We start from the raw sequence: 22092 nt of genomic DNA, 5'->3' as shown, positions 1-22092 counted from the left end.
GTCGCTCATCAGCTTTAGGTGTAAGGAGAACGCATGAGCGCGCTATTTCTGGCCATCCCGTTAACCATTTTTGTGTTGTTTGTGTTACCGATTTGGCTGTGGCTGCATTACAGCAACCGCGCCGGTCGGGGAGAACTGTCGCAAAGCGAGCAGCAACGCTTACTGCAACTCACAGACGATGCGCAACGTATGCGCGAGCGCATTCAGGCGCTGGAAGACATTCTTGATGCAGAGCATCCGAACTGGAGAGAGCGCTAATGGGTGGAATCAATCTGAATAAAAAACTATGGCGTATGCCGCAAAAGGGCATGGTGCGTGGCGTTTGCGCCGGGATCGCCGACTACCTTGATGTACCGGTAAAACTGGTGCGTATTCTGGTCGTGCTGTCGATTTTCTTTGGGCTGGCGTTTTTTACCGTAGTGGCCTATATCGTTCTGTCTTTTGTACTGGACCCTATGCCGGATAATGTGGCCGCAGGCAAACCGCAGCCGACCAGCGGCGAACTGCTGGATACCGTAGACAGAGAGCTTGCCGCAGGCGAAAAGCGTTTGCGAGAAATGGAACGCTACGTCACGTCAGATACGTTCACACTGCGTAGTCGTTTCCGTCAACTGTAACTGATATATCGGGAAGGTGAAGATGAATACTCGCTGGCAACGCGCCGGGCAGAAGGTGAAGCCCGGCTTCAAAATAGCAGGTAAGCTGGTTCTGTTGACCGCGTTACGCTACGGGCCTGCCGGCGTGGCGGGATGGGCGGTAAAATCCGTCGCCCGTCGTCCGCTAAAAATGTTGCTGGCGTTTGCGCTGGAGCCAGTACTTCGTAAGGCGGCGAATAAAATTTCGCAGCGTTACAAATAGCGAGTCTGGTCATAATATTTCGTTAAGCTCTGGCGTATAGTGTGTGCGAAATACATTACGTGTCAGGACGGAAGTATGTTGAAAAAAGGAATATTTGCGTTAGCGTTATTCATAGCCATGCCGCTTTATGCCGCAGAATACTGGATAGATGTCCGCATTCCGGAACAATATCAGCGAGAGCATATTCAGGGCGCGATTAATATCCCATTGCAGGAGATTAAATCTCATATCGAAACGGTAGTTCCAGACAGGAACGATACGGTAAAGTTATATTGCAACTCCGGACGACAGTCGGGCATGGCAAAACAAATGTTGCTTGATATGGGGTATACGCACGCGATGAATATGGGCGGCATCAGTCGTCTTGATATGCCGAAAGTAAAAAAATAGATAATCTATTGCTCAATACTCATACTAACCGCGGCGCTTAATGCGCCGTTGTTGATCTCTCCGGGTAGTTGATAATAACGTTTTTGCACATATCTATAACGCAGGCTCGTTATTATTTTTTCTTCTCTTCAGGCTCAACAGGATGTCAATGAAGCGACTTAAAACTGAACTCAACGCGCTGGTCAATCGTGGGGTAGACAGGCATTTGCGTCTTGCCGTAACCGGGTTGAGCCGCAGCGGTAAAACAGCGTTTATCACGGCGATGGTTAACCAGTTGCTTAATGTCCACGCGGGCGCGCGCTTACCGTTGCTCAGCGCGGTACGCGAAGAACGCCTGCTTGGCGTAAAGCGCGTGCCTCAACGTGATTTTGGTATTCCCCGTTTTACCTACGATGAGGGGATACTTCAGCTTTATGGCAATCCTCCCGCATGGCCCACACCGACGCGCGGTGTCAGTGAGATTCGGCTGGCGTTGCGCTATCGCTCAAACGACTCGCTGCTGCGCCATTTTAAAGATACCTCGACATTGTATCTGGAGATTGTGGACTATCCAGGGGAATGGTTACTCGATCTGCCCATGCTGGCTCAGGATTATTTAAGCTGGTCCCGTCAGATGAACGGCTTGTTACAAGGACAACGCGCTGAGTGGGCCGCAAAATGGCGGCAACTTTGCGATGGACTCGATCCGCTGGCGCCCGCCGATGAAAATCGGCTGGCGGAGATTGCCGCCGCCTGGACGGATTATTTGCATCAGTGTAAATCGCAGGGATTGCATTTTATTCAACCTGGACGGTTTGTTTTGCCGGGCGATATGGCGGGTGCGCCAGCGTTGCAGTTTTTCCCGTGGCCGGATGTGGACGCCTTCGGCGAGTCAAAACTGGCGCAGGCGGATAAGCAGACCAACGCTGGAATGCTGCGCGAACGCTTTAACTACTATTGCGAAAAAGTGGTCAAAGGGTTCTACAAAAATCATTTTCTACGCTTTGATCGCCAGATTGTGCTGGTCGACTGTCTGCAACCGCTTAATAGCGGGCCGCAGGCGTTTAATGATATGCGTCTCGCCTTAACGCAGCTGATGCAAAGTTTTCACTATGGCCAGCGGACTCTGTTTCGTCGTTTGTTTTCGCCGGTGATTGATAAATTGCTGTTCGCCGCGACGAAAGCCGACCATGTCACCCTCGACCAACATGCCAATATGGTGGCCTTGCTCCAGCAGCTTATTCAGGATGCCTGGCAAAATGCCGCGTTTGAAGGCATTAGTATGGATTGCCTGGGGCTGGCGTCGGTACAAGCGACCACCAGCGGTGTGATTGAGGTCAACGGTGAAAAAATCCCGGCTTTACGTGGAAACCGTTTGAGTGACGGCGCGCCGTTAACCGTGTACCCCGGCGAAGTGCCTTCGCGTTTGCCGGGACAAGCGTTTTGGGATAAGCAGGGCTTTCAGTTCGAAGCCTTTCGTCCGCAGGTGATGGATGTTGATAAACCGTTACCACATATTCGTCTGGACGCTGCGCTGGAGTTTTTAATAGGAGATAAGCTGCGATGAGCGAACCGTTAAAACCGCGTATTGATTTTGCAGAACCGCTAAAGGAGGAACCTACGTCGGCCTTCAAAGCGCAGCAAACTTTCAGCGAAGCGGAGTCGCGTACATTTGCGCCTGCGGCTATCGATGAGCCCCCGGAAGACGAAGGCGCGGCAGAAGCGGCGGTCGATGCCGCGCTGCGCCCCAAACGCAGCCTGTGGCGTAAAATGGTGATGGGAGGGCTGGCGCTGTTTGGCGTGAGCGTGGTCGGGCAAGGCGTACAGTGGACAATGAATGCCTGGCAAACTCAGGACTGGGTCGCTTTAGGCGGCTGTGCCGCAGGCGCGCTGATCGTTGGCGCTGGCGTGGGATCGGTGGTCACGGAGTGGCGGCGATTATGGCGCTTGCGCCAGCGGGTGCATGAACGCGATGAAGCGCGTGAACTGTTACATAGCCATAGCGTCGGGAAAGGTCGCGCATTTTGCGAAAAACTGGCGCAGCAGGCGGGGATTGATCAATCACATCCGGCATTACAACGTTGGTATGCCGCTATTCACGAAACGCAAAACGACAGGGAAATCGTCGGTTTGTATGCGCATCTGGTACAGCCGGTACTTGACGCACAGGCGCGACGTGAGATTAGCCGTTTCGCCGCGGAATCGACTCTGATGATCGCCGTCAGTCCGTTAGCGTTGGTGGATATGGCGTTTATTGCCTGGCGTAATTTACGCCTGATTAACCGTATCGCAACGCTGTATGGCATTGAACTTGGTTATTACAGCCGCCTTCGTCTGTTCCGTCTGGTGTTGCTGAATATCGCGTTCGCGGGGGCCAGTGAGCTGGTGCGTGAAGTCGGTATGGACTGGATGTCTCAGGATCTGGCCGCACGCCTGTCCACGCGCGCGGCGCAGGGGATTGGCGCAGGCCTCCTTACCGCTCGACTGGGAATAAAAGCGATGGAGCTATGTCGACCATTGCCGTGGATCGACAACGATAAACCACGTCTCGGTGATTTTCGTCGTCAGCTTATCGGTCAGCTAAAAGAGACGCTGCAAAAGAGTAAGTCGTCGCCTGAGAAATGACCTTCCACAGGGCGCTGATTGCCTGGCTTTACGCCGCAGCGCCCGTTTTTCCGCCATGCTGTCAATATTTGTTGACAGAATCCTTCCTGCCAGCCGAATAGTGGCTTATCATCTATTTAATGGTTCATTATTCAGGTGAAGGTTCCCATGCGTCTGGAAGTCTTTTGTGAAGACCGACTTGGTCTGACCCGCGAATTACTTGATTTACTGGTGTTACGTAGCATTGATTTACGCGGAATCGAGATTGATCCCATTGGGCGAATTTATCTTAATTTTGCTGAGCTGGAATTCACCGACTTTAGCAGCCTGATGGCCGAAATCCGCCGTATTTCCGGCGTAACGGATGTCCGTACCGTTCCCTGGATGCCGTCCGAACGTGAACATCTGGCCCTGAGCGCGCTGCTTGAGGCGTTGCCGGAGCCGGTGCTCTCATTGGATATGAAGAGTAAAGTGGAGATGGCGAACCCGGCGAGTTGTCAGCTTTTTGCCCAGAGCCAGGAGCGAATGCGGCACCATACCGCCGCACAATTAATCAACGGCTTCAATTTTCAGCGCTGGCTGGACGGTAACCCGCAAAGCTCCCATAACGAACATGTCGTGATCAACGGGCAAAACTTCCTGATGGAGATTACGCCGGTACATTTACAAAACGAAAATGACGAATACGTGTTGACCGGGGCGGTAGTGATGTTGCGTTCCACGATTCGTATGGGGCAGCAGCTACAGAATTTGTCCACGCAGGATCTGAGCGCGTTTAGTCAGATTATTGCCGTGAGCGCAAAGATGAAGCACGTCGTTGAGCAGGCGCGCAAACTGGCGATGCTCAGCGCGCCGCTGCTGATTACCGGCGATACGGGAACCGGCAAAGATCTTTTCGCCTATGCCTGTCACCAGGCAAGCCCTCGTTCAGCGAAACCGTATCTGGCGCTCAACTGCGCTTCAATCCCGGAAGATGCGGTAGAAAGCGAACTATTTGGCCATGCGCCGGAAGGTAAAAAAGGTTTCTTTGAACAGGCGAATGGCGGTTCGGTGCTGCTGGATGAAATTGGCGAAATGTCGCCGCGTATGCAGGCGAAGCTGCTGCGTTTTCTCAACGATGGTACGTTCCGTCGCGTCGGCGAAGATCACGAAATTCATGTTGATGTCCGCGTTATCTGCGCCACGCAGAAAAATCTGGTGGAGCTGGTGCAAAAAGGACTGTTCCGCGAAGATCTCTATTATCGACTTAACGTTCTGACGCTTAATTTGCCGCCGTTGCGCGATTGTCCGCAGGATATTATGCCGTTGACCGAACTGTTCGTGGCGCGTTTTGCCGACGAACAGGGCGTTCCGCGACCGAAACTGTCTGCCGATCTGAGTACGGTCCTCACTCGTTACGGCTGGCCGGGTAACGTTCGCCAGCTTAAAAATGCGATTTACCGGGCGCTGACGCAACTGGAAGGGTATGAGCTGCGTCCGCAGGATATCCTGCTGCCTGACTACGATGCCGCGACGGTGGCAGTCGGCGAGGATGCGATGGAAGGTTCGCTGGATGACATTACCAGTCGTTTTGAACGTTCTGTCCTTACTCAGCTTTATCGTAGCTATCCGAGTACGCGTAAACTGGCGAAACGGTTGGGGGTATCGCATACCGCGATTGCCAATAAGCTGCGTGAATATGGTCTGAGCCAGAAGAAGGGTGAAGAGTAGAAAAAAAGAAGGCCTCCGGATAGAGGCCTTCTTGTGACAAAAGAGCACCGCCTGTAGCACTGACAAACGTAGCGCCAGCAGGCGCTGGCTTATGCCTTCAGGACATTAAGCGCGGCGTCGTAATCCGGCTCGTGGGTGATTTCATCCACCAACTGGCTGAAAATAACGTTGTCGTTTTCGTCAAGCACGATGACTGCGCGCGCCGCCAAACCTTTCAGCGGGCCGTCAACGATTTCGACGCCGTAGTTTTTCAGAAACTCGTTATTACGCAGAGTGGAAAGCGTAATAACGTTGCTCAGGCCTTCCGCGCCGCAAAAACGCGACTGTGCAAAAGGCAGGTCAGCAGAAACGCACAATACGACGGTATTCTCCACTTCTGTGGCCAGTTGATTAAACTTACGAACTGATGCGGCGCATACGCCAGTATCAATGCTTGGGAAAATATTCAGCACTTTGCGTTTGCCTGCATATTGGCTGAGGGAAACGTCAGACAAATCTTTTGCGACAAGAGTAAAAGCCTGTGCTTTGCTACCAGCCTGCGGAATAACGTTGGCAACGGTGACCGGGTTACCCTGGAAATGTACAGTCTGTGACATAATTATGTTCCTATTTACTTATAGTTAACGTCGAAATCCAGTTTAAGTCATTATTCATTAACACGGCAAATACTATTTGTAGCAAGCCGCGTCCGGCGCTATCAGAGGGGAAGAGATGAGATCTGTTAAGGTATATGAGGAAACCTGGCCGTTACATACGCCTTTTGTTATTGCGCGTGGTAGCCGAAGCGAAGCGCATGTTGTCGTTGTCGAACTGGAAGAAGAGGACGTAAAAGGCATCGGGGAATGTACGCCATATCCACGTTATGGTGAAAGTGATGCCTCGGTCATGGCGCAAATCATGAGTATTGTGCCTCAGTTGGAAAACGGGCTGACTCGCGAAGCATTGCAGAAACTGTTGCCGGCAGGCGCGGCGCGCAACGCGGTGGATAGCGCCTTATGGGATTTGCAGGCCCGCCAGCGGCAGCAAAGCCTTGCCGGGCTGCTCGGCGTGACGCTGTCCCCGGTTTTTACTACCGCGCAAACGGTAGTGATAGGCACGCCGGAACAGATGGCTGCCAGTGCGGCGGCACTATGGGAAAAAGGGGCGACGTTGCTGAAAATCAAACTCGATGCTCGTCTGATTAGCGAACGTATGGTGGCGATCCGCTCGGCGGTGCCGGAGGCGACGCTCATTGTGGACGCCAATGAATCGTGGCGCCCGGAGGGGCTGGCGGCGCGTTGCCAGTTACTGGCGGATCTGAATGTCGCGATGCTGGAGCAACCGCTGCCCGCGCAGGATGACGCCGCCCTGGAAAATTTTATTCATCCGTTGCCCATCTGTGCAGATGAGAGCTGCCATACTCGCAGTAGTCTGAAAGCCCTGACGGGGCGCTACGATATGATCAACATTAAGCTGGATAAAACCGGCGGTCTGACCGAGGCGCTGGCGCTGGCAACGGAGGCGCGGGAGCAAGGATTCGGCCTGATGCTGGGCTGTATGCTCTGTACATCAAGAGCGATTAGCGCCGCGCTGCCGCTTATGCCGCAGGTGAGCTTCGCCGATCTTGATGGCCCAACATGGCTGGCGGTTGATGTTGAGCCCGCGCTACGCTTTACGACGGGTCAACTCCATCTTTAGGATGCCAGCGGAGCAGATTCGACATCGCCAGCAAGTATTTTTCGCTGGCTTCATCGGCAGAAACAGGGGGAAACTCGGCGGTAATGCAGTGCAGGTTGAGGTCGGCGCACCAGCTGCCAAACGAACCGGGCGTTTCGTAACCTACGCTGGTTACCAGCGGCAACGCAAACGCATCGGCCAGCCACTCGCCTAGCTCGCTGCGACGTGGATCTTCAATGCAGGCTAGCGGATCGTGAAAAGAGACGACCCAGGCGGGTTGGAGTCGATAAATTAACTGGCAAAGCGCCTGGGTTTCCGGTTCTGAGCCGGGATGGTCGCCGGTTAGCAGCACGACATCACGCTCTTGCGCGCGGCTATTCCAGCGATAAACTGTCTCACCCGCTTTCCAGTTGGCGGCGGGAAAGTTACGGTTTAGATCAATGCCATTCGCATTTGCCCTTAACCCCAGTTGACAGCCATCAGGATTAACGGCAAGTACGACATGATGACGGCGAAGGGTTGGATTTAAGGTGCGTAACGCACAGGAGAGCGTCACCACGGATGAGGTTTCATCCCCGTGGGTGCCAGCCAGTATCAGACCGCTTTCGCGATTGGCGGCAGGCGCCGGAAACCAGATTAGCGGCGCGCCTAGTAGCGAACGTCCATAATGTTCAGTGCCAGGCGGAAATGCGCCGCGCTCGGCACGGGGGCGGGTGACAGTCATACGCGTTTCCCGAAGCTGAGACCAGTAGGGTAATCATCGTAGTGTTGTGTAAAACCCGCCGATTATCAAATGGTTTCTATTTACCCTCTTGTATGGCGCGATATCAACTTTCTGGCGGAAGATAATTGCATTTCTTTCTGCTGAAACAAATAATTACGTTGTCATTTAACTCATCTTTGAGGAACTTCTATGAGGCATTCTGTTTCAGTAACCTGTTGTGCGCTGTTGGTTAGCAGCTTTTCCCTGGCATATGCTGCGGATGTTCCCGGCGGAACGGTACTGGCAGAGAAACAAGAACTGGTGCGTCATATCAAAGATGAGCCCGCTTCGTTAGATCCAGCGAAAGCCGTTGGGCTGCCTGAAATTCAGGTGATCCGCGATCTGTTTGAAGGGCTGGTTAACCAGAACGAAAAGGGTGAAATTATCCCTGGCGTCGCCAGCCAGTGGAAGAGCAATGATAATCGTATCTGGACGTTTACGTTGCGGGATGATGCGCAATGGGCCGATGGAACGCCGGTGACCGCCCAGGATTTTGTCTATAGCTGGCAACGCCTCGTTGATCCCAAAACGCTTTCCCCCTTCGCCTGGTTTGCCGCTCTGGCTGGCATCACTAATGCGCAAGCCATTATCGACGGTAAAGTCACGCCGGATCAGCTTGGCGTCAGTGCCGTGGACGCGCACACTTTGCGTGTTCAGCTTGACAAGCCGTTGCCCTGGTTTGCCAGTCTGACCGCCAGTTTTGCCTTTTATCCGGTCCAAAAAGCGAATGTTGAAAGCGGCAAAGACTGGATGAAGCCGGGAAAACTGATTGGCAATGGCGCGTATGTTCTTAAAGAGCGCGTGGTAAATGAAAAACTGGTGGTCGTGCCTAATACGCATTACTGGGATAACGCGAAAACGGTACTGCAAAAAGTAACATTTTTACCCATTAACCAGGAATCGGCTGCGACGAAACGTTACCTTGCCGGTGATATTGATATCACCGAATCTTTCCCTAAAAATATGTACCAGAAATTATTGAAGGATATTCCAGGGCAAGTTTATACACCGCCGCAATTAGGGACTTATTATTATGCGTTTAACACGCAGAAAGGGCCGACGGCGGATTCCCGCGTTCGTCTGGCGCTAAGTATGACCATTGATCGCCGTTTGATGGCGGAAAAAGTCTTAGGTACCGGTGAAAAACCGGCCTGGCATTTTACACCGGATGTCACGGCAGGATTTAAGCCCGATCCTTCACCGTTTGAACAAATGAGCCAGGAAGAACTTAACGCCCAGGCGAAAACATTGCTGCGTGCAGCAGGCTACGGATCGCAGAAGCCGCTTAAATTAACTCTGCTTTACAATACCTCAGAAAACCATCAGAAAATCGCGATTGCGGTGGCGTCAATGTGGAAGAAAAATCTGGGGGTGGATGTGAAATTGCAAAACCAGGAGTGGAAAACGTATATCGACAGCCGTAATACCGGTAATTTTGATGTTATTCGCGCCTCCTGGGTGGGTGATTACAACGAACCGTCGACTTTCTTATCCTTATTAACGTCCACGCATACGGGGAATATTTCACGCTTTACTAATCCGACTTATGACAAAATCCTGACGCAAGCGACGATGGAAAATACCGCCGAAGCACGTAACGCGGATTACAATGCAGCGGAGAAAATTTTAACGGAACAAGCGCCTATAGCGCCTATTTATCAGTATACCAATGGCCGGTTAATTAAACCGTGGGTAAAGGGATACCCCATTACTAACCCGGAAGATGTGGCCTATAGCCGTACAATGTATATCGTGAAGCACTGATGCGTACTGGTTTCTTGTTAACTCAAGGTAGCCACGCCCGCCGCCTGATGCTGGCAGAAGGCATGGGGATTAAGCGAGCGCCTGATGCCGCCGTTCTCATTGCTGTGTTTTCAGCCAGGCGGCAATATCCTGTGTCGGCAGATGATGTTGTGCATTCCAGGTGTCACTCATCGGCCACCACATACCGTCACCACGCGCGAAGGCGACGCGATAGCGCAGCATTGGATCATGCGGATGTAAACGGAGCTGCTCCTGTAAGTCAGGTAGCGTCAATACGCCTCGGGTAAAGGTTTGCTGCGTCACGCGTTCGACCGTTTCCGCCAGTTTTGCATAAGAGGTCGTTTCCCCCGCGACAAAGACGACTTCGTTAGTGATACGCGGCTGATGCAGATAAATTTCAGTGGTCAGGCGACCAATATCCGCAGGCGACGTGACGGTGACCTGCATTTCCCATCCGCCGAGGGCATTGATGGTTTTTTTGGCTAAGTTGACCACACCAAAGGCTGGTTCGAAGAGAAAAGAGGTAAATATACCAGTTGAAACAATCACCCACTCTGTGACGTTTTGCTCGCGCAAAAGCGTCCTGACGTCATACTGTTCGTCCCACACCGGCTGGCCACTGCCTTTGCCGACCACATCGTAATTCACGCCAAACTGCCAGGGGAAATAGCGCTTAACGCCCGCCTCCAGTACCGCGCGGGTGATTTTTATCTGGGTACCCGCACCGGCGACAAACCCCATACAATTGATGATCGTATCAAAACCGTGGAATTGATCTTTTAACGCTGCAACCGAACTGCCTGCGATGTCGACCGGGATAAACCGCGCACCGGCATCTGCCAGTTGTTGATGAATGCTGGAACGTCGTTTGCTCTGTTTATCCCTGGATCGCCCTGACACAATAACGCTAACGGAACCATTACGCTGTGTGACCGCCGGAACCAACGACGCCAGCACTGACGCCCCCAGTTGTCCCGCACCCAGCACCAATACTTTTTCACCTACCTGATTATTGGATTGTTTCATTTGCACCTCTCTGTGTTGATTCACCTGTAGATAGAGATTACGTCAGGGATCTGCGTTCGATAAGACGCCGAAGACGGGTTAGACTGTTCTGATAAATGGGATAATTGGCGGGGGGAAAATGGACAAGCTGGAAGCGATGCAGGTCTATGTTTGCGTGGTGGATACCCATAGTTTTATCAGAGCCGCCGAAGTGCTGGGCGTGCCGCGCTCAACGGTATCGCGGGTGGTTAAAGAACTGGAATCCTGGCTTAAGATTCAACTTTTGCAACGTACAACTCGCAAACTTAGCGTGACCGCAGAGGGGCGGCGTTACTACGAAGAGTGTAAAAGAGTACTGGCAGATATCGCGGCCATGGAGTCGTCATTTCCCGGCCGGGCAGCACAACCCAAAGGGCGTTTTAAAGTGGGGATGCCGCAATCTCTCGCCCGGCATTGCATTATTCCTACGCTCCCGGCCTTTTTGCGCCAGTATCCGGAGCTGGAGCTGATACTTTGTTCCAGCGATAGCGTGGAGGATATTATCCTGCAAGGGTATGACTGCGTGATTCGGGCCGGCAGGATCGATGATTCCACCACGCTGGTTGCCCGTCCGCTCGCCAGTTTTAACTGGGTGATAGCAGCATCGCCCACTTACATTGAGCGTTACGGTAGCCCTGAAAATTTAGATGATCTGCAAAAACACCATGCGGTCGGCTACCTGAACCACCGCACCGGGCGTACCACCGACTGGTTTTTTACGCGTGAAGGGAAGGATTACGCGATGCGGGTGCAGGAGACGCTGGTTGTCGATGATACGGACGCTTATATTCAGGCCGGAATACAGGGACTGGGGTTAATTCGCGTCGCCAGCTATCTGGTTGCGCCGTATCTGCACAGCGGGGCGCTGGTGACCTGCATGGACAACCATTCTTACGATTTGCCGCTTGCGCTGGTCTATCCGCAAAACAGGTTTCTGCCGCCTGCGGTACGCGCTTTTTATGACTGGTGCAAAACGGCGCTGAGCCAGCCGGAGCCTCTTCGCTAAAAAATATTATTCCGGATATCGCATTGCCTGTTCAGAAAACTTTTTCACAGACGGTCAAAATGACGGTACTGGTTTTTGACGCATAAGTAAAAGGCATTATCAAACAGGTGCTACACGGCGAGGATATAGCAAGCACGGAACGTTTGGATGCAATAAAAAATCTGTACAACTGTTATTAATGAACTTTTTGTATAAATATAATCGGATTTAACAATACTCATTGTACCTGTATTTTGCTCTTATCATGGCGTCTTTACGACGAAAGGGTGCTTTAGCGTGGAATATTCAATATTAAGTAACAACCTTAAAATGCCTATGGTGGGTTTTGGCGTTTTTAAGGTAACCGACAAAGAAGAATGTCAGCAGTCAGTGTTAAGCGCTATTCGCAGCGGTTATCGTCTTATCGATACCGCTGCGGTATACGGCAATGAAGATGCCGTTGGTGACGCTGTTCGTAAAGCTATCGCGACAGGTCTGTGTACCCGTGAGGAGTTATTTATTACTTCTAAACTGTGGGTGCAAGATATGGCTAACTACGATCTGGCCAAAGCAGGTATTGAAGCGTCGCTGAAAAAATCCGGGTTAGATTATTTTGATCTCTATTTATTGCATCAGGCAATGGGCGATTATTTTAGTGCGTGGCGCGCGCTGGAAGACGCTTATGAAGCCGGTAAACTAAAAGCCATTGGCGTGTCCAACTTCTATGCGCATGTGTTAGCCAACTTCTGTGAAACCGTCAGAATTACGCCAATGGTAAACCAGGTCGAATTGCATCCATACTTTGCACAACCCGCCGCGCTGGAAACCATGAAGCATTATAACGTTCAGCCTGAAGCGTGGGCGCCGTTAGGCGGCGGGAGACATAAACCGTATGAAAATGTCATGCTTCAAAGGATTGCCGATGCCCATCAAAAAACCATCGCGCAGGTTGTCCTGCGTTGGAACGTGCAGCGTGGCGTCACGGTTATTCCTAAATCCACTCGACAGGAACGCATTGAAGAGAACTTTGCCATCTGGGATTTCTCACTAACGGATAATGAAATGGCTCAAATCAACGCCCTTGATTTAGGCTACGTTGGCGAAGCGGTGAAGCATTTTAATCCTGAATTTGTTCGCGGTTGTCTTGGCGTTAAAATCTACGATTGATCCCGGCGCTTGCGGATGTTTTCTCGCATGAACAGCTTCTAACACGGTTGCCGGAGCGTAGACGGCAACCGTGTGATATTCGCCTGGCCGTCAGGCGCCGAAGGCACCATCGATGGTGTGCATCGCGCCGGTGACGAAAGAGGCTTCCGGGCCGGCAAGCCATGCCACCATTCCAGCCACTTCTTCAGGTCTTCCGTGTCGTTTGATTGCCATGAAACTGTGCATCAGCTCTTTCATGGGGCCATCTTCCGGATTGATGTCGGTATCAATGGGGCCTGGCTGCACCACATTTATCGTAATCCCGCGGGGGCCAAAATCACGGGCCAGGCCGCGCGCCAGCCCTTGCAGGGCTGATTTACTGGCGGCGTACGCGGCCATTCCCGGTACGGGCATCCGATCGCCATTCACGGAACCGATAATAATAATGCGTCCACCTTCCGGCATATTGCGGGCTGCTTCGACTGACGCATGGTAAGGCGCATGGATATTAATACGGAACAAACGATCTATCGCATCGCTATCTTGTTCCAGCGCATCGCCGAAGAGAGCCACGCCCGCATTGACGACCAGAATATCCAGTGGTCCGTACTCACGCACGAGGCTGATGACGGCATCCCGATCGGCGCTATCCGTCTGGATGGCGGTGCTTCCGGTTTCCGCTGCCAGTTTTTCGGCGGCTTCACGCGATCCGGCGTAGCTGAAAACGACCGATGCGCCGTCAGCGCTAAAGCGTCGTACAATAGCCGCGACGATACCACGACTTCCCCCTAAAACCAGTACAGATTTGTTGCGAAATAGCATCATCAGGATGTCCTTTATGATATTGTAGTAGCCACTACAATATGCGTAATGAAATCATGCCGTCAAGGAGTTATGTAGTAATGACTACAAAACATAGCCGAACGCCGGGTCGCCCTCGTCAGTTCGATCCGGAGCAAGCCATTGAAACCGCTCAACACTTATTTCATTCGCGCGGATACGACGCGGTGAGCGTAGCGGATCTGACAAAAGCGTTCGGGATCTATCCTCCCAGTTTCTATGCGGCGTTTGGCAGCAAGCTGGGGCTGTATACTCGCGTATTAAAGCGTTACAGGATGACCGACGCGATTCCGCTCGGGGCGCTTCTGCGTCACGATCGCCCGACCGCGAAGTGTCTTATCGATGTGCTGATGGAAGCGGCAAGACGTTACGCTGCCGATCCTGATGCCACCGGATGTCTGGTTCTGGAGGGTGCTCATTGTAACGATAAACCGGCACGAGAGGCCGCCTGCGAGTTTTACATCGCTGCTGAAAACCTGATTCGCACTTATGTCGCCATGCGGTATCCGCAAGAGGCTGACCGGACGACGGACTTTATGGGGACGCTAATGGCGGGACTTTCCGCCAAGGCGCGAGCGGGGTATAGCCTGGAGCGTCTTCAGGAGAGCGTGCTTCTGGCTGGGGATGTGCTGGAGCGATTACTGCCGGATTAACGCAGCGCATCAAAAAACCTGAGCCAATCAGATACGGGCAAACAGAGAGCAATAGCCCTAATCATCCATCTTGCCGTTGCGGTATTCGGTAAAGTACATCAAAAATAGAGGTGTCAGGGAAACAAGAAATGCAAAAGTGTAGTCTTATTACGGTACTTAGCTTATCAGTGTTGATGCTAGCCGGATGTACAACGACCTATACCATGACGACCCGGACGGGAGAGATTATTGAAACGCAGGGTAAGCCGGAGGTTGACACCGCAACCGGAATGACGAAATACGCTGATGTTTATGGTTATCATCGCGTTATTAAAACCAGTGAAATAGTGCAGACGACAGAAGGCGCATCGAAGCTGGACTGGTAATGCGCTAAAGCAGTTGGGAGGCCGTGTCCAGTATGGGTACCGGACTGTTTCTGGGCCAGAATTGGATAGAGCGCCTGTATAGCCGAATTCCGGGTCTCGGCTTGATTTGTGTCGTCAGTTATTTGGTTGTTCCCTGTATAGTGAAGATAAACAGTACTCATGGCTAACGGTCTGTTTTGGATTGCTAACTATCCCGGATTCTGCGCGTTTTATTTAGTCACAACCATGGTTAAGAATATTTTGGGTCAGACTTACACGCCGGGTATTAAGATAATCCGTCGCATAGAGAGCTTGATCGGCATCATTCGGTTCAAGAAGAAACGGCGTGACTTTGGGTATGAGATCAGCAAACAGGTTATATTGATCCACAGAGGCAAAATGCCGGGTAGCGCTGGCCCAGGGCATTCGCATCAGCTCTGCGTAAGAAGGGGATAGTTGAACAGGTAAATCAAATTCTTTCAGATTAGCAAGCATCTCCTTATTCATATAAAATGTGACCCTGTTTCGCGAAAAGGTGTTAAGCACTGCCTTCAGTCGTTTAACTTTTGCTTCTTTACTCATGCTATTATCAAAAAAACGTGGTGAAAGCATAATAGCAATCGATGCATTTGATGAAATAACATTATGTAGTGGTTTCAGGGCTACAACAATCTGATCGTTTGTGAAGATACGCTGCGTACCAGAGGAAGTAGTATAGTTTCCACCCAGCCAGATCACATAATCTGTTGTTTTGAGGGGAAGCGCTTTTTCCGGTATATTACCCCTGTCAGGTGCCACTGTTTCAATTGCTAGTGAGTCTTGTCCCCAGACATTATTTACTTTAGAACTCAAAAAATTATATTCTGAAATATTCCTTAGTTTTAGTAGAGTTATCTGCGAGCGGGTAAAAAAGAGATTGAATCTCACTTTGTTCTGCAATTGCCGAAGTAATCTGAGCGTGTTCTGATCGATCAGATGACTATACAGACCAACCGTTTTTCCGGAAAGTATTGCTGAGGCATTGTTCGCAAGAAGCATCTCTTTTATAGCTCCTTGCCCAATAATCAGTACGCAACGGTATTTTTCTGGTCTGATTTTATCTATGGGGATATCGGTAAGATTGACCAGGTCAGGAGTGCCATGCCGCCAATTATCATGAATGACTGTGGCTCCGGAGGCGTCTCCTCCGGCTCCCCTGGTGATAATAAGAGGAGGGTGGGTACTGGCATGTGCGATATACGAAAAACACGCTACCATTGCTAGCGTTGTGTTTCTGATGGTTGTATACATATCGTCTGCCCTGATTTCGAAAATATGAATAATGTCTCCTCTTATAATGTACATCAAAAAGAGAGCATTTTAATTGAACGTTATCTCAACGAGATAAAAGGTTAGCACAGTAAAGTATAGAGAGAATGTAATTATACCAACATTATAGATGTGGGAGCATGAAGGCCCCGCAAGCCGCCCGGCCAGCATACTCCCATTAATAGTTAAAGTATGGACTTTGCTTTTACCGTAAACTGTAGCCAATATTACCTGATCACTACACCGTACAGTACTGTCAGAAATCTGTCCCCGGTGTCGCGTGCACGCAATTTATTTTTTTTAAATTCTTTCAAAACGTTAACTATATTTAATAGTCACTTATTTTACCAGAATCAATACTGAGAGTTTTATTACCGTTCTGAAAAGAGAAGACTTTTCAGATGAAATGCGTGGATGGTACGAAGTCATTACAGTACAGGGATGTAATAATAAAGATCGACAATGGATTCATTACTCTGTTGCTTTTGGACGGATGCCAAATGGAAGTATTCAATATCTTCTCCTTCTCTCCTGATAAGATTCAGTTTTGGCAATATACACATATATATTGTATTGGAAAATTGTTGATATTGTTCCTTATGACCAACGAAATGGAATTTTGCATATTTACCACATTTTATTACCCTCGACATGGGTATTTTTCCTCCATCGACGGAATTATGTTCCATACCAAAAAAACTGCTTACGGCGATGACCTGGTCTTTGGTATTATCCGGCTTAAAAGACGAGAGACAATACACATTTTCGCCCCACGTTCTGAGCGTCTCATGAATGATTTTCCATTTTATAGGCGACGCTTTTTTAGGAAGGTCATTTGTTGCGATCTGATGAGATGTTTGAAATCCGAAAATTTCTTTTGACGTAAGCTGACAAATTTCGAACTGATAATGCTCATCACAGTCAAGCCAGTAGGGAGGCCGTAGGTTTCTGAGATCCCAGAAATCAGCCTTGCGATAGTTATTGGGATTGACGCCAAATGTTTTTTTGAACTCTCGACTATAGGACTGCACTGAATCAAACCCCATTCTGAACGCGATATCTGTGACCGACTGAGAGGTCAGCTTTAGCAGAGTGGCGCTTCTGCTCAACTTGCGTTGTCTGATATATTTTCCGATAGAGACGCCACACTTTTCTTTAAAAAAATCCTGCAAACTCCTTCGCGAATAACCTGTTATAACAACCAGCTTTTCAATATCAATCCTCTCTTCAAGATTTTTTTCTATTTGCTCTAATACTGAGATTATTATGGCTTTTTCATCATCATTCCTCTTTATTGAAGCCGAAAATATAAACATTTAAGGTGTTTGACATACTGTGTTATTAAACTGGTGGGTGGTTGTTAGCTTTTCTGGCAAAACAAGAAAGATTTAAATTGCTTGACGTTTCTGAATAAACTTTACACTTGGAGATCGGATTTTGCCAGTAAAGCTAAGTAATTAGCATGGCGAAGGGCATAATTTCACAGGCGGTTAAAATGATTGAATAACCCTGAATTTTTAGCCCGTGAGATTATAAATCTCGTAATTATTTCTAATGATTTAATAAAAGGGAATTGTTTTGTACTTCAAAAGATCTTTATTAACGTTAGCAATTTGTGCATCCGTGGTCTCAGTAGAGGCGGTGGCGAATACCAGAGCCAATGATATGGCTTCTTCTGCTACACCTGCTTCTGTTGGTCACCGTCCTGTGGCAACTACTAATGCAAAAAAAATAGAAGTGTCTGGGGAACTGACGACCGGTTCAACCCTCCAGATAGCGGATGTTTTTATTAGGGATGAGGATGGGGATCCCTTATCGCTGGATAAAATGAATAATGCCGACGATATTAAATGGTATCTGGTGGATAATGAGGCCGCCGATCCTTCTGGAACCCCGGCGGCAACCGGGACGGCTTTTACCATTCCTGCTGATGCAGGCGGTAAAAAAATTAAAATCGTTTACCGAATTAAGACGGCAACGGGGACGCCGGATAGTGCATTCTTGCCTGCCACTGTCTTATTAACTTCTGCATCTTCTGGGGTGGGCGGCGACTCCGCCGCAGACGGTACGATTTCTAATAAGCTACGTTCTGTCACTATCAATGTGGTGAATGAAAGTGGTAAACCGACTGATGAACTCAACGGTACCAATGACGCCAACACTCCAGTGGTAGGCGGCACCCTTGAAGCGGTACTGGAATGTGCCGCCACAGCGGCGGCTGAGTGTGAGGTCAGTAATTATAACTTTACCTGGCAGATGGCGGATGCCGGGACACCAGATAAGTTCACCGATCTGAATAATAACAACGCTGAAAAACATAAATATATTATTAAGGGAACCGAGCAGAATAAACTGTTCCGTGTCCACGTTACGCCTAAAACGACGAAAGCCACGCCGGAGAATAAACGCGCTATCCGTCGCTGATGGTTATCGCTAAATAAACATCTTATTTAAATACTCCCCCTGCCAGGCAGGTGGGTATAGCAGGAGGCAATAAAGTGGTTTTTTCTAAAAAACCTATTACTAAATATATAACCTGGGCCATTGTTAGCAGTCAGCTTTCACTCCCGGTTATCGCTGATAGCGATAATGAAATTCAGTCGTGGATTGCGGGGACGGCATCGTCTATTTCTCCGCACCTGCAGGAGGGGACGCTGGAGGATTATGCCAAAGGAAAAATAAAGGCATTACCAGGGCAAGCCGCTAATCATCTGGTGAACGAGGGGATGAAGAGCGCTTTTCCGGAGATTATTTTCCGTGGTGGCGTCAATCTTGAAGATGGCGCGAAATATCGCTCATCAGAGTTCGATATGTTTATTCCCGTCCAGGAAACAACATCGTCTTTACTCTTTGGTCAGCTTGGCTTTCGCGACCACGACAACAGCAGTTTCGATGGCCGCACCTATGTTAACGTTGGTATGGGTTACCGCCAGGAGGTCAATGGATGGCTGTTCGGCGTCAATACGTTTCTGGATGCCGACATCCGTTATTCCCACTTACGTGGCGGCATTGGCGGGGAAGTCTATAAAGACAGTATGGCCTTTTCCGGCAACTATTATTTCCCTCTCACCGGCTGGAAAACGTCAGCAGCGCATGAGTTACATGATGAGCGTCCGGCATATGGCTTTGATCTGCGAACAAAAGGCACGCTTCCCGATTTTCCCTGGTTCAGTGGCGAGCTGACATATGAACAGTATTACGGGGATAAAGTTGATCTATTGGGTAACGGTACATTAAGCCAGAATCCCCGCGCCGCAGGTGCGGCTCTGGTCTGGAATCCTGTCCCCTTACTTGAGGTCAGAGCAGGATATCGGGACGCCGGTAATGGCGGATCGCAGGCGGAGGGCGGTCTGAGAGTCAACTATTCCTTCGGTACGCCGTTACATGAACAGCTTGATTACCGCAACGTTGGGGCGCCGTCGAATACGACTAATCGACGTGCCTTTGTCGATCGTAATTACGATATCGTCATGGCGTATCGGGAGCAGGCCAGTAAAATCCGCATTACGGCAATGCCGGTGTCAGGCCTGTCCGGGACGCTGGTGACATTAATGGCGACGGTAGATAGCCGTTACTCGATTGAGAAAGTTGAGTGGTCGGGTGATGCGGAGCTTCTCGCCGGACTCCAGCTTCAGGGGAGTCTGGGCAGCGGCCTTATCCTTCCACAACTTCCGCTGACGGCGACCGACGGTCAGGAGTATAGCCTTTATTTAACGGTGACTGACAGCCGGGGTACTCGCGTGACCTCCGAGCGTATCCCGGTAAGGGTGACACAGGATGAGACCAGTTTCCGTTCCTGGATAAATGTTATCAATGACGATGTTCAGGTTGAGGACGGCAACTTTGTTATCAGTACGCCGCTTCCTGCCGGAGAAGAGGGGAAGGTTATTGAGTGGCACTACGTGCGCGAGCGTTCTGAAGAGGAGTGGGCGTCGCTCAAACCACGTCATATTAAGTATCAATCAGATACGCCGGGTCTGGCATTTAAAGCGCCCGGTGGTACAGAGCGTGACGGCCATTGGGTTGAACGGGTTCTGGTGACCCATATCGGCGATGATGCCCGCTCGCTCAAATTACATATTGAAGCAAGCGGACCAGACGATAAACATCCGGTGAAGGGTACCGTACTACTACAAGCGCAGTCAGACAGTATTGCGCAGAAGGTCACTTCTGTGGAGGTGCTTTTTACGCCGGGTACTGAAGAAGCCAACGGAAGCGTTACTGCGCCAGTCGTCGGAACAGAAATGCGAGCCAGAACGCTTTGTGTAAATAACACGGACTGTACTGATGCGTTTAATTATCAGTGGGAAATCTCGGATGAAATGAAATCCTGGCAATCCGTACCGGGGGCGACAAAAGCCACCTGGCTTCTTCCTTATAGTCTTAATGGGGAATCGCTTCAGAATAAATATATCCGGGTCAGAATTATTTCTGATAAGGAAAATGCTAAGGGTAATACCGCAACCTCTGATGCGAATTAATGTTTTAAAAAGGATCAACAGTGCGTATGTCGAAACATAATCTTATTATCTATAGCCTGCTTCTGGCGGCTGCGCCGATAAGCGTCTTGGCGGATTCGTCGACAACGTCCGCGGCAACCGTCGGGATGTTTTCTCCTCCTACGGCGCCGAGCGTTGGGCACAGGCCTGGAACACCTCGTGATACCTACGAATTGCAGTTTAATGGACTTGGCTTTTCTATTGAAAAGTATACACCTTTTCCGGGAATGACTATTGCGAGGAATGCCAGAAATGTAGGCATCAGAGATCCGGATAATAACTATCAGTCTGCGGAAACTTTTACTACAGTATGTACGTATTATCAGATCAATAAAGATAACTCTCAGCATATACTTAAACGAGAAAAGCCATGTGAGCATAAATTTAATATCCAAAAGGAACATCGGGGTTCAAAGATTAAACTAGAAATTTATAATGAAACGGATATGGCTTCAGCGTCAGGGTACACGCCTGTGCCATCGGTATCTGAGTTCCAGTATATTGAAACAGAAACTATATCTAATACGCCAAGCCCAGATTTAACAGTTATGAGTATAGATAAGTCTGTATTATCGCCGGGTGAAAGTGCCACCATCACAACTATTGTTAAGGATATCGACGGGAATCCTGTAAATGAAGTTCACATTAATAAGACTGTAGCGCGTGAAAATTTAAAAGGCTTATGGGATTATGGCCCTCTTAAGAAAGAAAATGTTCCAGGTAAATATACACAAGTTATAACCTATCGTGGGCATAGTAATGAACGTATTGACATATCTTTTAAATATGCAATGAGTTTCACGAAAGAAATTTCCATCAGAGGAAGACTATAAAACTATATTAATTATTATGTCTAATATAATTCTTTTTATCACCATCATCTTATTATGGATGTTCACCTGGTTTTTTAGCGGATTGCTAAATAATTATTATGGCTAAAATAATACAAACGTTAAAAGGAGAAGTTTTTATGACGCCAACAACAACACAGGATTATATCTCATTGGGTCAGGAACACGCTGTCACCTTTGGCAAAACGCAACTGACCCTCAAACCCGGTATACTGGCTGAAGGCGAACCATTACCCTGCACAAAGGGGCTGGTGAGCCATAATTTATTACCGGGTTACTGTATCCCGGGGATAAAAAAGCGGATTATTGTCGTCCCGTCACTGGATACGCCGGTTTGTGAATGGCAGGTAAAAGACTATAGTGACCGCCTTAAATCAGCGGGTAGCCACTCAAACCGGGCGGTATATGTGCTGAGTATGGATACGCCATTTGCTCAGGCCCGTTTTATTCGGGAACATGATATTCATCCCGGCATAACCTTTGTTTCTGACTACGCTTGCCGCCAGTTTTTGGATAATTCCGGGCTGAAAATTAATGAGCTCAGTATTTTTGCCAGAGCGTTGATAGAGTGCGATGAAAACAATGTGGTTACGCGTGTTAGTGTACCACGAGATATCACTCATCTTCCTGTTTACTAATCACTTATATCAGCACCGCCCCTGCACAGAGAACCGAATAACCGGCAATGCAGGGGCGCA

The 22092-nt window shown here is 49.7% G+C and carries 23 protein-coding genes; 17 read left to right on the top strand and 6 right to left on the bottom strand.

What is annotated here, in order from left to right; genetic code table 11:
* Positions 1-33 precede the first annotated feature (33 nt).
* The 7 genes from pspB to tyrR all read left to right on the top strand — a co-directional run bounded on the left by pspB (position 34) and on the right by tyrR (position 5541).
* A complete protein-coding gene (gene pspB / locus J4728_RS14735; protein ID WP_001274953.1) occupies positions 34-258 on the top strand; it encodes an envelope stress response membrane protein PspB in 225 nt (74 codons plus the stop codon).
* Positions 258-617 carry an envelope stress response membrane protein PspC gene (pspC, locus tag J4728_RS14730; RefSeq protein ID WP_023203942.1) on the top strand — a complete coding sequence of 120 codons (360 nt, stop codon included), beginning with the start codon at positions 258-260 and terminating at the stop codon, positions 615-617. The genes pspB and pspC overlap by 1 nt, the downstream gene beginning before the upstream one ends.
* Before the next feature lie 22 nt (positions 618-639).
* Entirely contained in the window at positions 640-858 is a 219-nt protein-coding gene (pspD, locus tag J4728_RS14725) for a phage shock protein PspD (protein WP_001097607.1), read from the top strand.
* A gap of 75 nt (positions 859-933) precedes the next feature.
* Positions 934-1248 carry a thiosulfate sulfurtransferase PspE gene (gene pspE, locus J4728_RS14720; RefSeq protein WP_000913430.1) on the top strand — a complete coding sequence of 105 codons (315 nt, stop codon included), beginning with the start codon at positions 934-936 and terminating at the stop codon, positions 1246-1248.
* Positions 1249-1396: 148 nt separating this feature from the next.
* The gene (locus J4728_RS14715) at positions 1397-2794 is read left to right on the top strand and encodes a YcjX family protein (RefSeq protein ID WP_000825858.1); all 1398 of its coding nucleotides are present in this window, start codon (positions 1397-1399) and stop codon (positions 2792-2794) included.
* Complete coding sequence (locus J4728_RS14710; protein WP_023261136.1) at positions 2791-3852, top strand: YcjF family protein; 1062 nt, start codon at positions 2791-2793, stop codon at positions 3850-3852. Before J4728_RS14715 ends, J4728_RS14710 begins: the two co-directional genes overlap by 4 nt.
* 147 nt (positions 3853-3999) lie before the next feature.
* Entirely contained in the window at positions 4000-5541 is a 1542-nt protein-coding gene (gene tyrR / locus J4728_RS14705) for a transcriptional regulator TyrR (RefSeq protein WP_001235493.1), read from the top strand.
* Between the two features lie 89 nt (positions 5542-5630).
* Here the strand turns inward: tyrR and tpx are convergent, their stop codons facing one another.
* Positions 5631-6137, bottom strand: coding sequence for a thiol peroxidase (gene tpx / locus J4728_RS14700; protein ID WP_000084401.1), 507 nt, complete (start codon positions 6135-6137; stop codon positions 5631-5633).
* A gap of 115 nt (positions 6138-6252) precedes the next feature.
* Between tpx and ycjG the strand changes: the two genes are divergently transcribed.
* The gene (gene ycjG, locus J4728_RS14695) at positions 6253-7218 is read left to right on the top strand and encodes an L-Ala-D/L-Glu epimerase (RefSeq protein ID WP_001258064.1); all 966 of its coding nucleotides are present in this window, start codon (positions 6253-6255) and stop codon (positions 7216-7218) included.
* On the opposite strand, the gene mpaA is transcribed toward ycjG, so the two are convergent.
* Positions 7193-7921 carry a murein tripeptide amidase MpaA gene (gene mpaA, locus J4728_RS14690; RefSeq protein ID WP_208211985.1) on the bottom strand — a complete coding sequence of 243 codons (729 nt, stop codon included), beginning with the start codon at positions 7919-7921 and terminating at the stop codon, positions 7193-7195. The two genes, ycjG and mpaA, sit on opposite strands and share 26 nt — an antisense overlap.
* A gap of 189 nt (positions 7922-8110) precedes the next feature.
* Here mpaA and J4728_RS14685 point away from each other — a divergent pair, with 189 nt between their 5' ends.
* On the top strand, positions 8111-9724 hold the full coding sequence (locus tag J4728_RS14685; RefSeq protein WP_001216553.1) for an ABC transporter substrate-binding protein: 1614 nt from the start codon (positions 8111-8113) through the stop codon (positions 9722-9724).
* Between the two features lie 96 nt (positions 9725-9820).
* On the opposite strand, the gene J4728_RS14680 is transcribed toward J4728_RS14685, so the two are convergent.
* Positions 9821-10750, bottom strand: a complete 930-nt coding sequence (locus J4728_RS14680; protein ID WP_000814362.1) for an aromatic alcohol reductase — start codon at positions 10748-10750, stop codon at positions 9821-9823.
* 118 nt (positions 10751-10868) lie between these two features.
* Between J4728_RS14680 and J4728_RS14675 the strand changes: the two genes are divergently transcribed.
* Together J4728_RS14675 and J4728_RS14670 are read left to right on the top strand one after the other, a co-directional pair.
* On the top strand, positions 10869-11774 hold the full coding sequence (locus J4728_RS14675; RefSeq protein ID WP_001748425.1) for a LysR family transcriptional regulator: 906 nt from the start codon (positions 10869-10871) through the stop codon (positions 11772-11774).
* 276 nt (positions 11775-12050) lie between these two features.
* Positions 12051-12920, top strand: a complete 870-nt coding sequence (locus J4728_RS14670) for an aldo/keto reductase (RefSeq protein ID WP_000456781.1) — start codon at positions 12051-12053, stop codon at positions 12918-12920.
* Between the two features lie 90 nt (positions 12921-13010).
* Here J4728_RS14670 and bdcA read toward each other — a convergent pair whose 3' ends face one another.
* Positions 13011-13724, bottom strand: a complete 714-nt coding sequence (bdcA, locus tag J4728_RS14665; RefSeq protein ID WP_208211983.1) for an SDR family oxidoreductase — start codon at positions 13722-13724, stop codon at positions 13011-13013.
* 77 nt (positions 13725-13801) lie between these two features.
* Here bdcA and J4728_RS14660 point away from each other — a divergent pair, with 77 nt between their 5' ends.
* Positions 13802-14392, top strand: a complete 591-nt coding sequence (locus J4728_RS14660; protein ID WP_208211981.1) for a TetR/AcrR family transcriptional regulator — start codon at positions 13802-13804, stop codon at positions 14390-14392.
* A 128-nt stretch (positions 14393-14520) separates the two neighbouring features.
* Positions 14521-14757, top strand: a complete 237-nt coding sequence (locus tag J4728_RS14655) for a YgdI/YgdR family lipoprotein (protein ID WP_001168017.1) — start codon at positions 14521-14523, stop codon at positions 14755-14757.
* A gap of 213 nt (positions 14758-14970) precedes the next feature.
* On the opposite strand, the gene J4728_RS14650 is transcribed toward J4728_RS14655, so the two are convergent.
* Both J4728_RS14650 and J4728_RS14645 read right to left on the bottom strand, forming a co-directional pair.
* Positions 14971-16080: a hypothetical protein gene (locus tag J4728_RS14650; protein ID WP_208212000.1), complete on the bottom strand. Its 1110-nt coding sequence runs from the start codon at positions 16078-16080 to the stop codon at positions 14971-14973.
* A 392-nt stretch (positions 16081-16472) separates the two neighbouring features.
* Complete coding sequence (locus tag J4728_RS14645) at positions 16473-17360, bottom strand: GyrI-like domain-containing protein (RefSeq protein WP_151339218.1); 888 nt, start codon at positions 17358-17360, stop codon at positions 16473-16475.
* 262 nt (positions 17361-17622) lie between these two features.
* On the opposite strand from J4728_RS14645, the gene zirU reads away from it, so the two are divergent.
* The 4 genes from zirU (at position 17623) to J4728_RS14625 (ending at position 22032) form a co-directional block, all read left to right on the top strand.
* Positions 17623-18468 carry a two-partner-like secretion system exoprotein ZirU gene (zirU, locus tag J4728_RS14640; protein WP_208211979.1) on the top strand — a complete coding sequence of 282 codons (846 nt, stop codon included), beginning with the start codon at positions 17623-17625 and terminating at the stop codon, positions 18466-18468.
* 74 nt (positions 18469-18542) lie between these two features.
* Positions 18543-20525: a two-partner secretion translocator ZirT gene (zirT, locus tag J4728_RS14635; protein ID WP_208211977.1), complete on the top strand. Its 1983-nt coding sequence runs from the start codon at positions 18543-18545 to the stop codon at positions 20523-20525.
* A 20-nt stretch (positions 20526-20545) separates the two neighbouring features.
* Positions 20546-21376, top strand: coding sequence for a two-partner-like secretion system exoprotein ZirS (zirS, locus tag J4728_RS14630; RefSeq protein ID WP_001242918.1), 831 nt, complete (start codon positions 20546-20548; stop codon positions 21374-21376).
* A 98-nt stretch (positions 21377-21474) separates the two neighbouring features.
* Positions 21475-22032, top strand: a complete 558-nt coding sequence (locus J4728_RS14625; RefSeq protein WP_023258477.1) for a redoxin family protein — start codon at positions 21475-21477, stop codon at positions 22030-22032.
* Positions 22033-22092 lie beyond the last annotated feature (60 nt).

This window comes from Salmonella sp. 32070601201500089SM (assembly GCF_017573605.1).
Lineage (GTDB): Bacteria > Pseudomonadota > Gammaproteobacteria > Enterobacterales > Enterobacteriaceae > Salmonella > Salmonella enterica.
This window is presented reverse-complemented; position numbering and strand designations above follow the sequence as displayed.

Excerpts from the sequence above, each read along its gene's own strand:
- pspB (WP_001274953.1), top strand. The coding sequence starts at position 34 with ATGAGCGCGCTATTTCTGGCCATCCCGTTAACCATTTTTGTGTTGTTT.
- pspC (WP_023203942.1), top strand. The coding sequence starts at position 258 with ATGGGTGGAATCAATCTGAATAAAAAACTATGGCGTATGCCGCAAAAG.
- pspD (WP_001097607.1), top strand. The coding sequence starts at position 640 with ATGAATACTCGCTGGCAACGCGCCGGGCAGAAGGTGAAGCCCGGCTTC.
- pspE (WP_000913430.1), top strand. The coding sequence starts at position 934 with ATGTTGAAAAAAGGAATATTTGCGTTAGCGTTATTCATAGCCATGCCG.
- J4728_RS14715 (WP_000825858.1), top strand. The coding sequence starts at position 1,397 with ATGAAGCGACTTAAAACTGAACTCAACGCGCTGGTCAATCGTGGGGTA.
- J4728_RS14710 (WP_023261136.1), top strand. The coding sequence starts at position 2,791 with ATGAGCGAACCGTTAAAACCGCGTATTGATTTTGCAGAACCGCTAAAG.
- tyrR (WP_001235493.1), top strand. The coding sequence starts at position 4,000 with ATGCGTCTGGAAGTCTTTTGTGAAGACCGACTTGGTCTGACCCGCGAA.
- tpx (WP_000084401.1), bottom strand. The coding sequence starts at position 6,137 with ATGTCACAGACTGTACATTTCCAGGGTAACCCGGTCACCGTTGCCAAC.
- ycjG (WP_001258064.1), top strand. The coding sequence starts at position 6,253 with ATGAGATCTGTTAAGGTATATGAGGAAACCTGGCCGTTACATACGCCT.
- mpaA (WP_208211985.1), bottom strand. The coding sequence starts at position 7,921 with ATGACTGTCACCCGCCCCCGTGCCGAGCGCGGCGCATTTCCGCCTGGC.
- J4728_RS14685 (WP_001216553.1), top strand. The coding sequence starts at position 8,111 with ATGAGGCATTCTGTTTCAGTAACCTGTTGTGCGCTGTTGGTTAGCAGC.
- J4728_RS14680 (WP_000814362.1), bottom strand. The coding sequence starts at position 10,750 with ATGAAACAATCCAATAATCAGGTAGGTGAAAAAGTATTGGTGCTGGGT.
- J4728_RS14675 (WP_001748425.1), top strand. The coding sequence starts at position 10,869 with ATGGACAAGCTGGAAGCGATGCAGGTCTATGTTTGCGTGGTGGATACC.
- bdcA (WP_208211983.1), bottom strand. The coding sequence starts at position 13,724 with ATGATGCTATTTCGCAACAAATCTGTACTGGTTTTAGGGGGAAGTCGT.
- J4728_RS14660 (WP_208211981.1), top strand. The coding sequence starts at position 13,802 with ATGACTACAAAACATAGCCGAACGCCGGGTCGCCCTCGTCAGTTCGAT.
- J4728_RS14655 (WP_001168017.1), top strand. The coding sequence starts at position 14,521 with ATGCAAAAGTGTAGTCTTATTACGGTACTTAGCTTATCAGTGTTGATG.
- J4728_RS14650 (WP_208212000.1), bottom strand. The coding sequence starts at position 16,080 with ATGTACATTATAAGAGGAGACATTATTCATATTTTCGAAATCAGGGCA.
- J4728_RS14645 (WP_151339218.1), bottom strand. The coding sequence starts at position 17,360 with ATGTTTATATTTTCGGCTTCAATAAAGAGGAATGATGATGAAAAAGCC.
- J4728_RS14625 (WP_023258477.1), top strand. The coding sequence starts at position 21,475 with ATGGCTAAAATAATACAAACGTTAAAAGGAGAAGTTTTTATGACGCCA.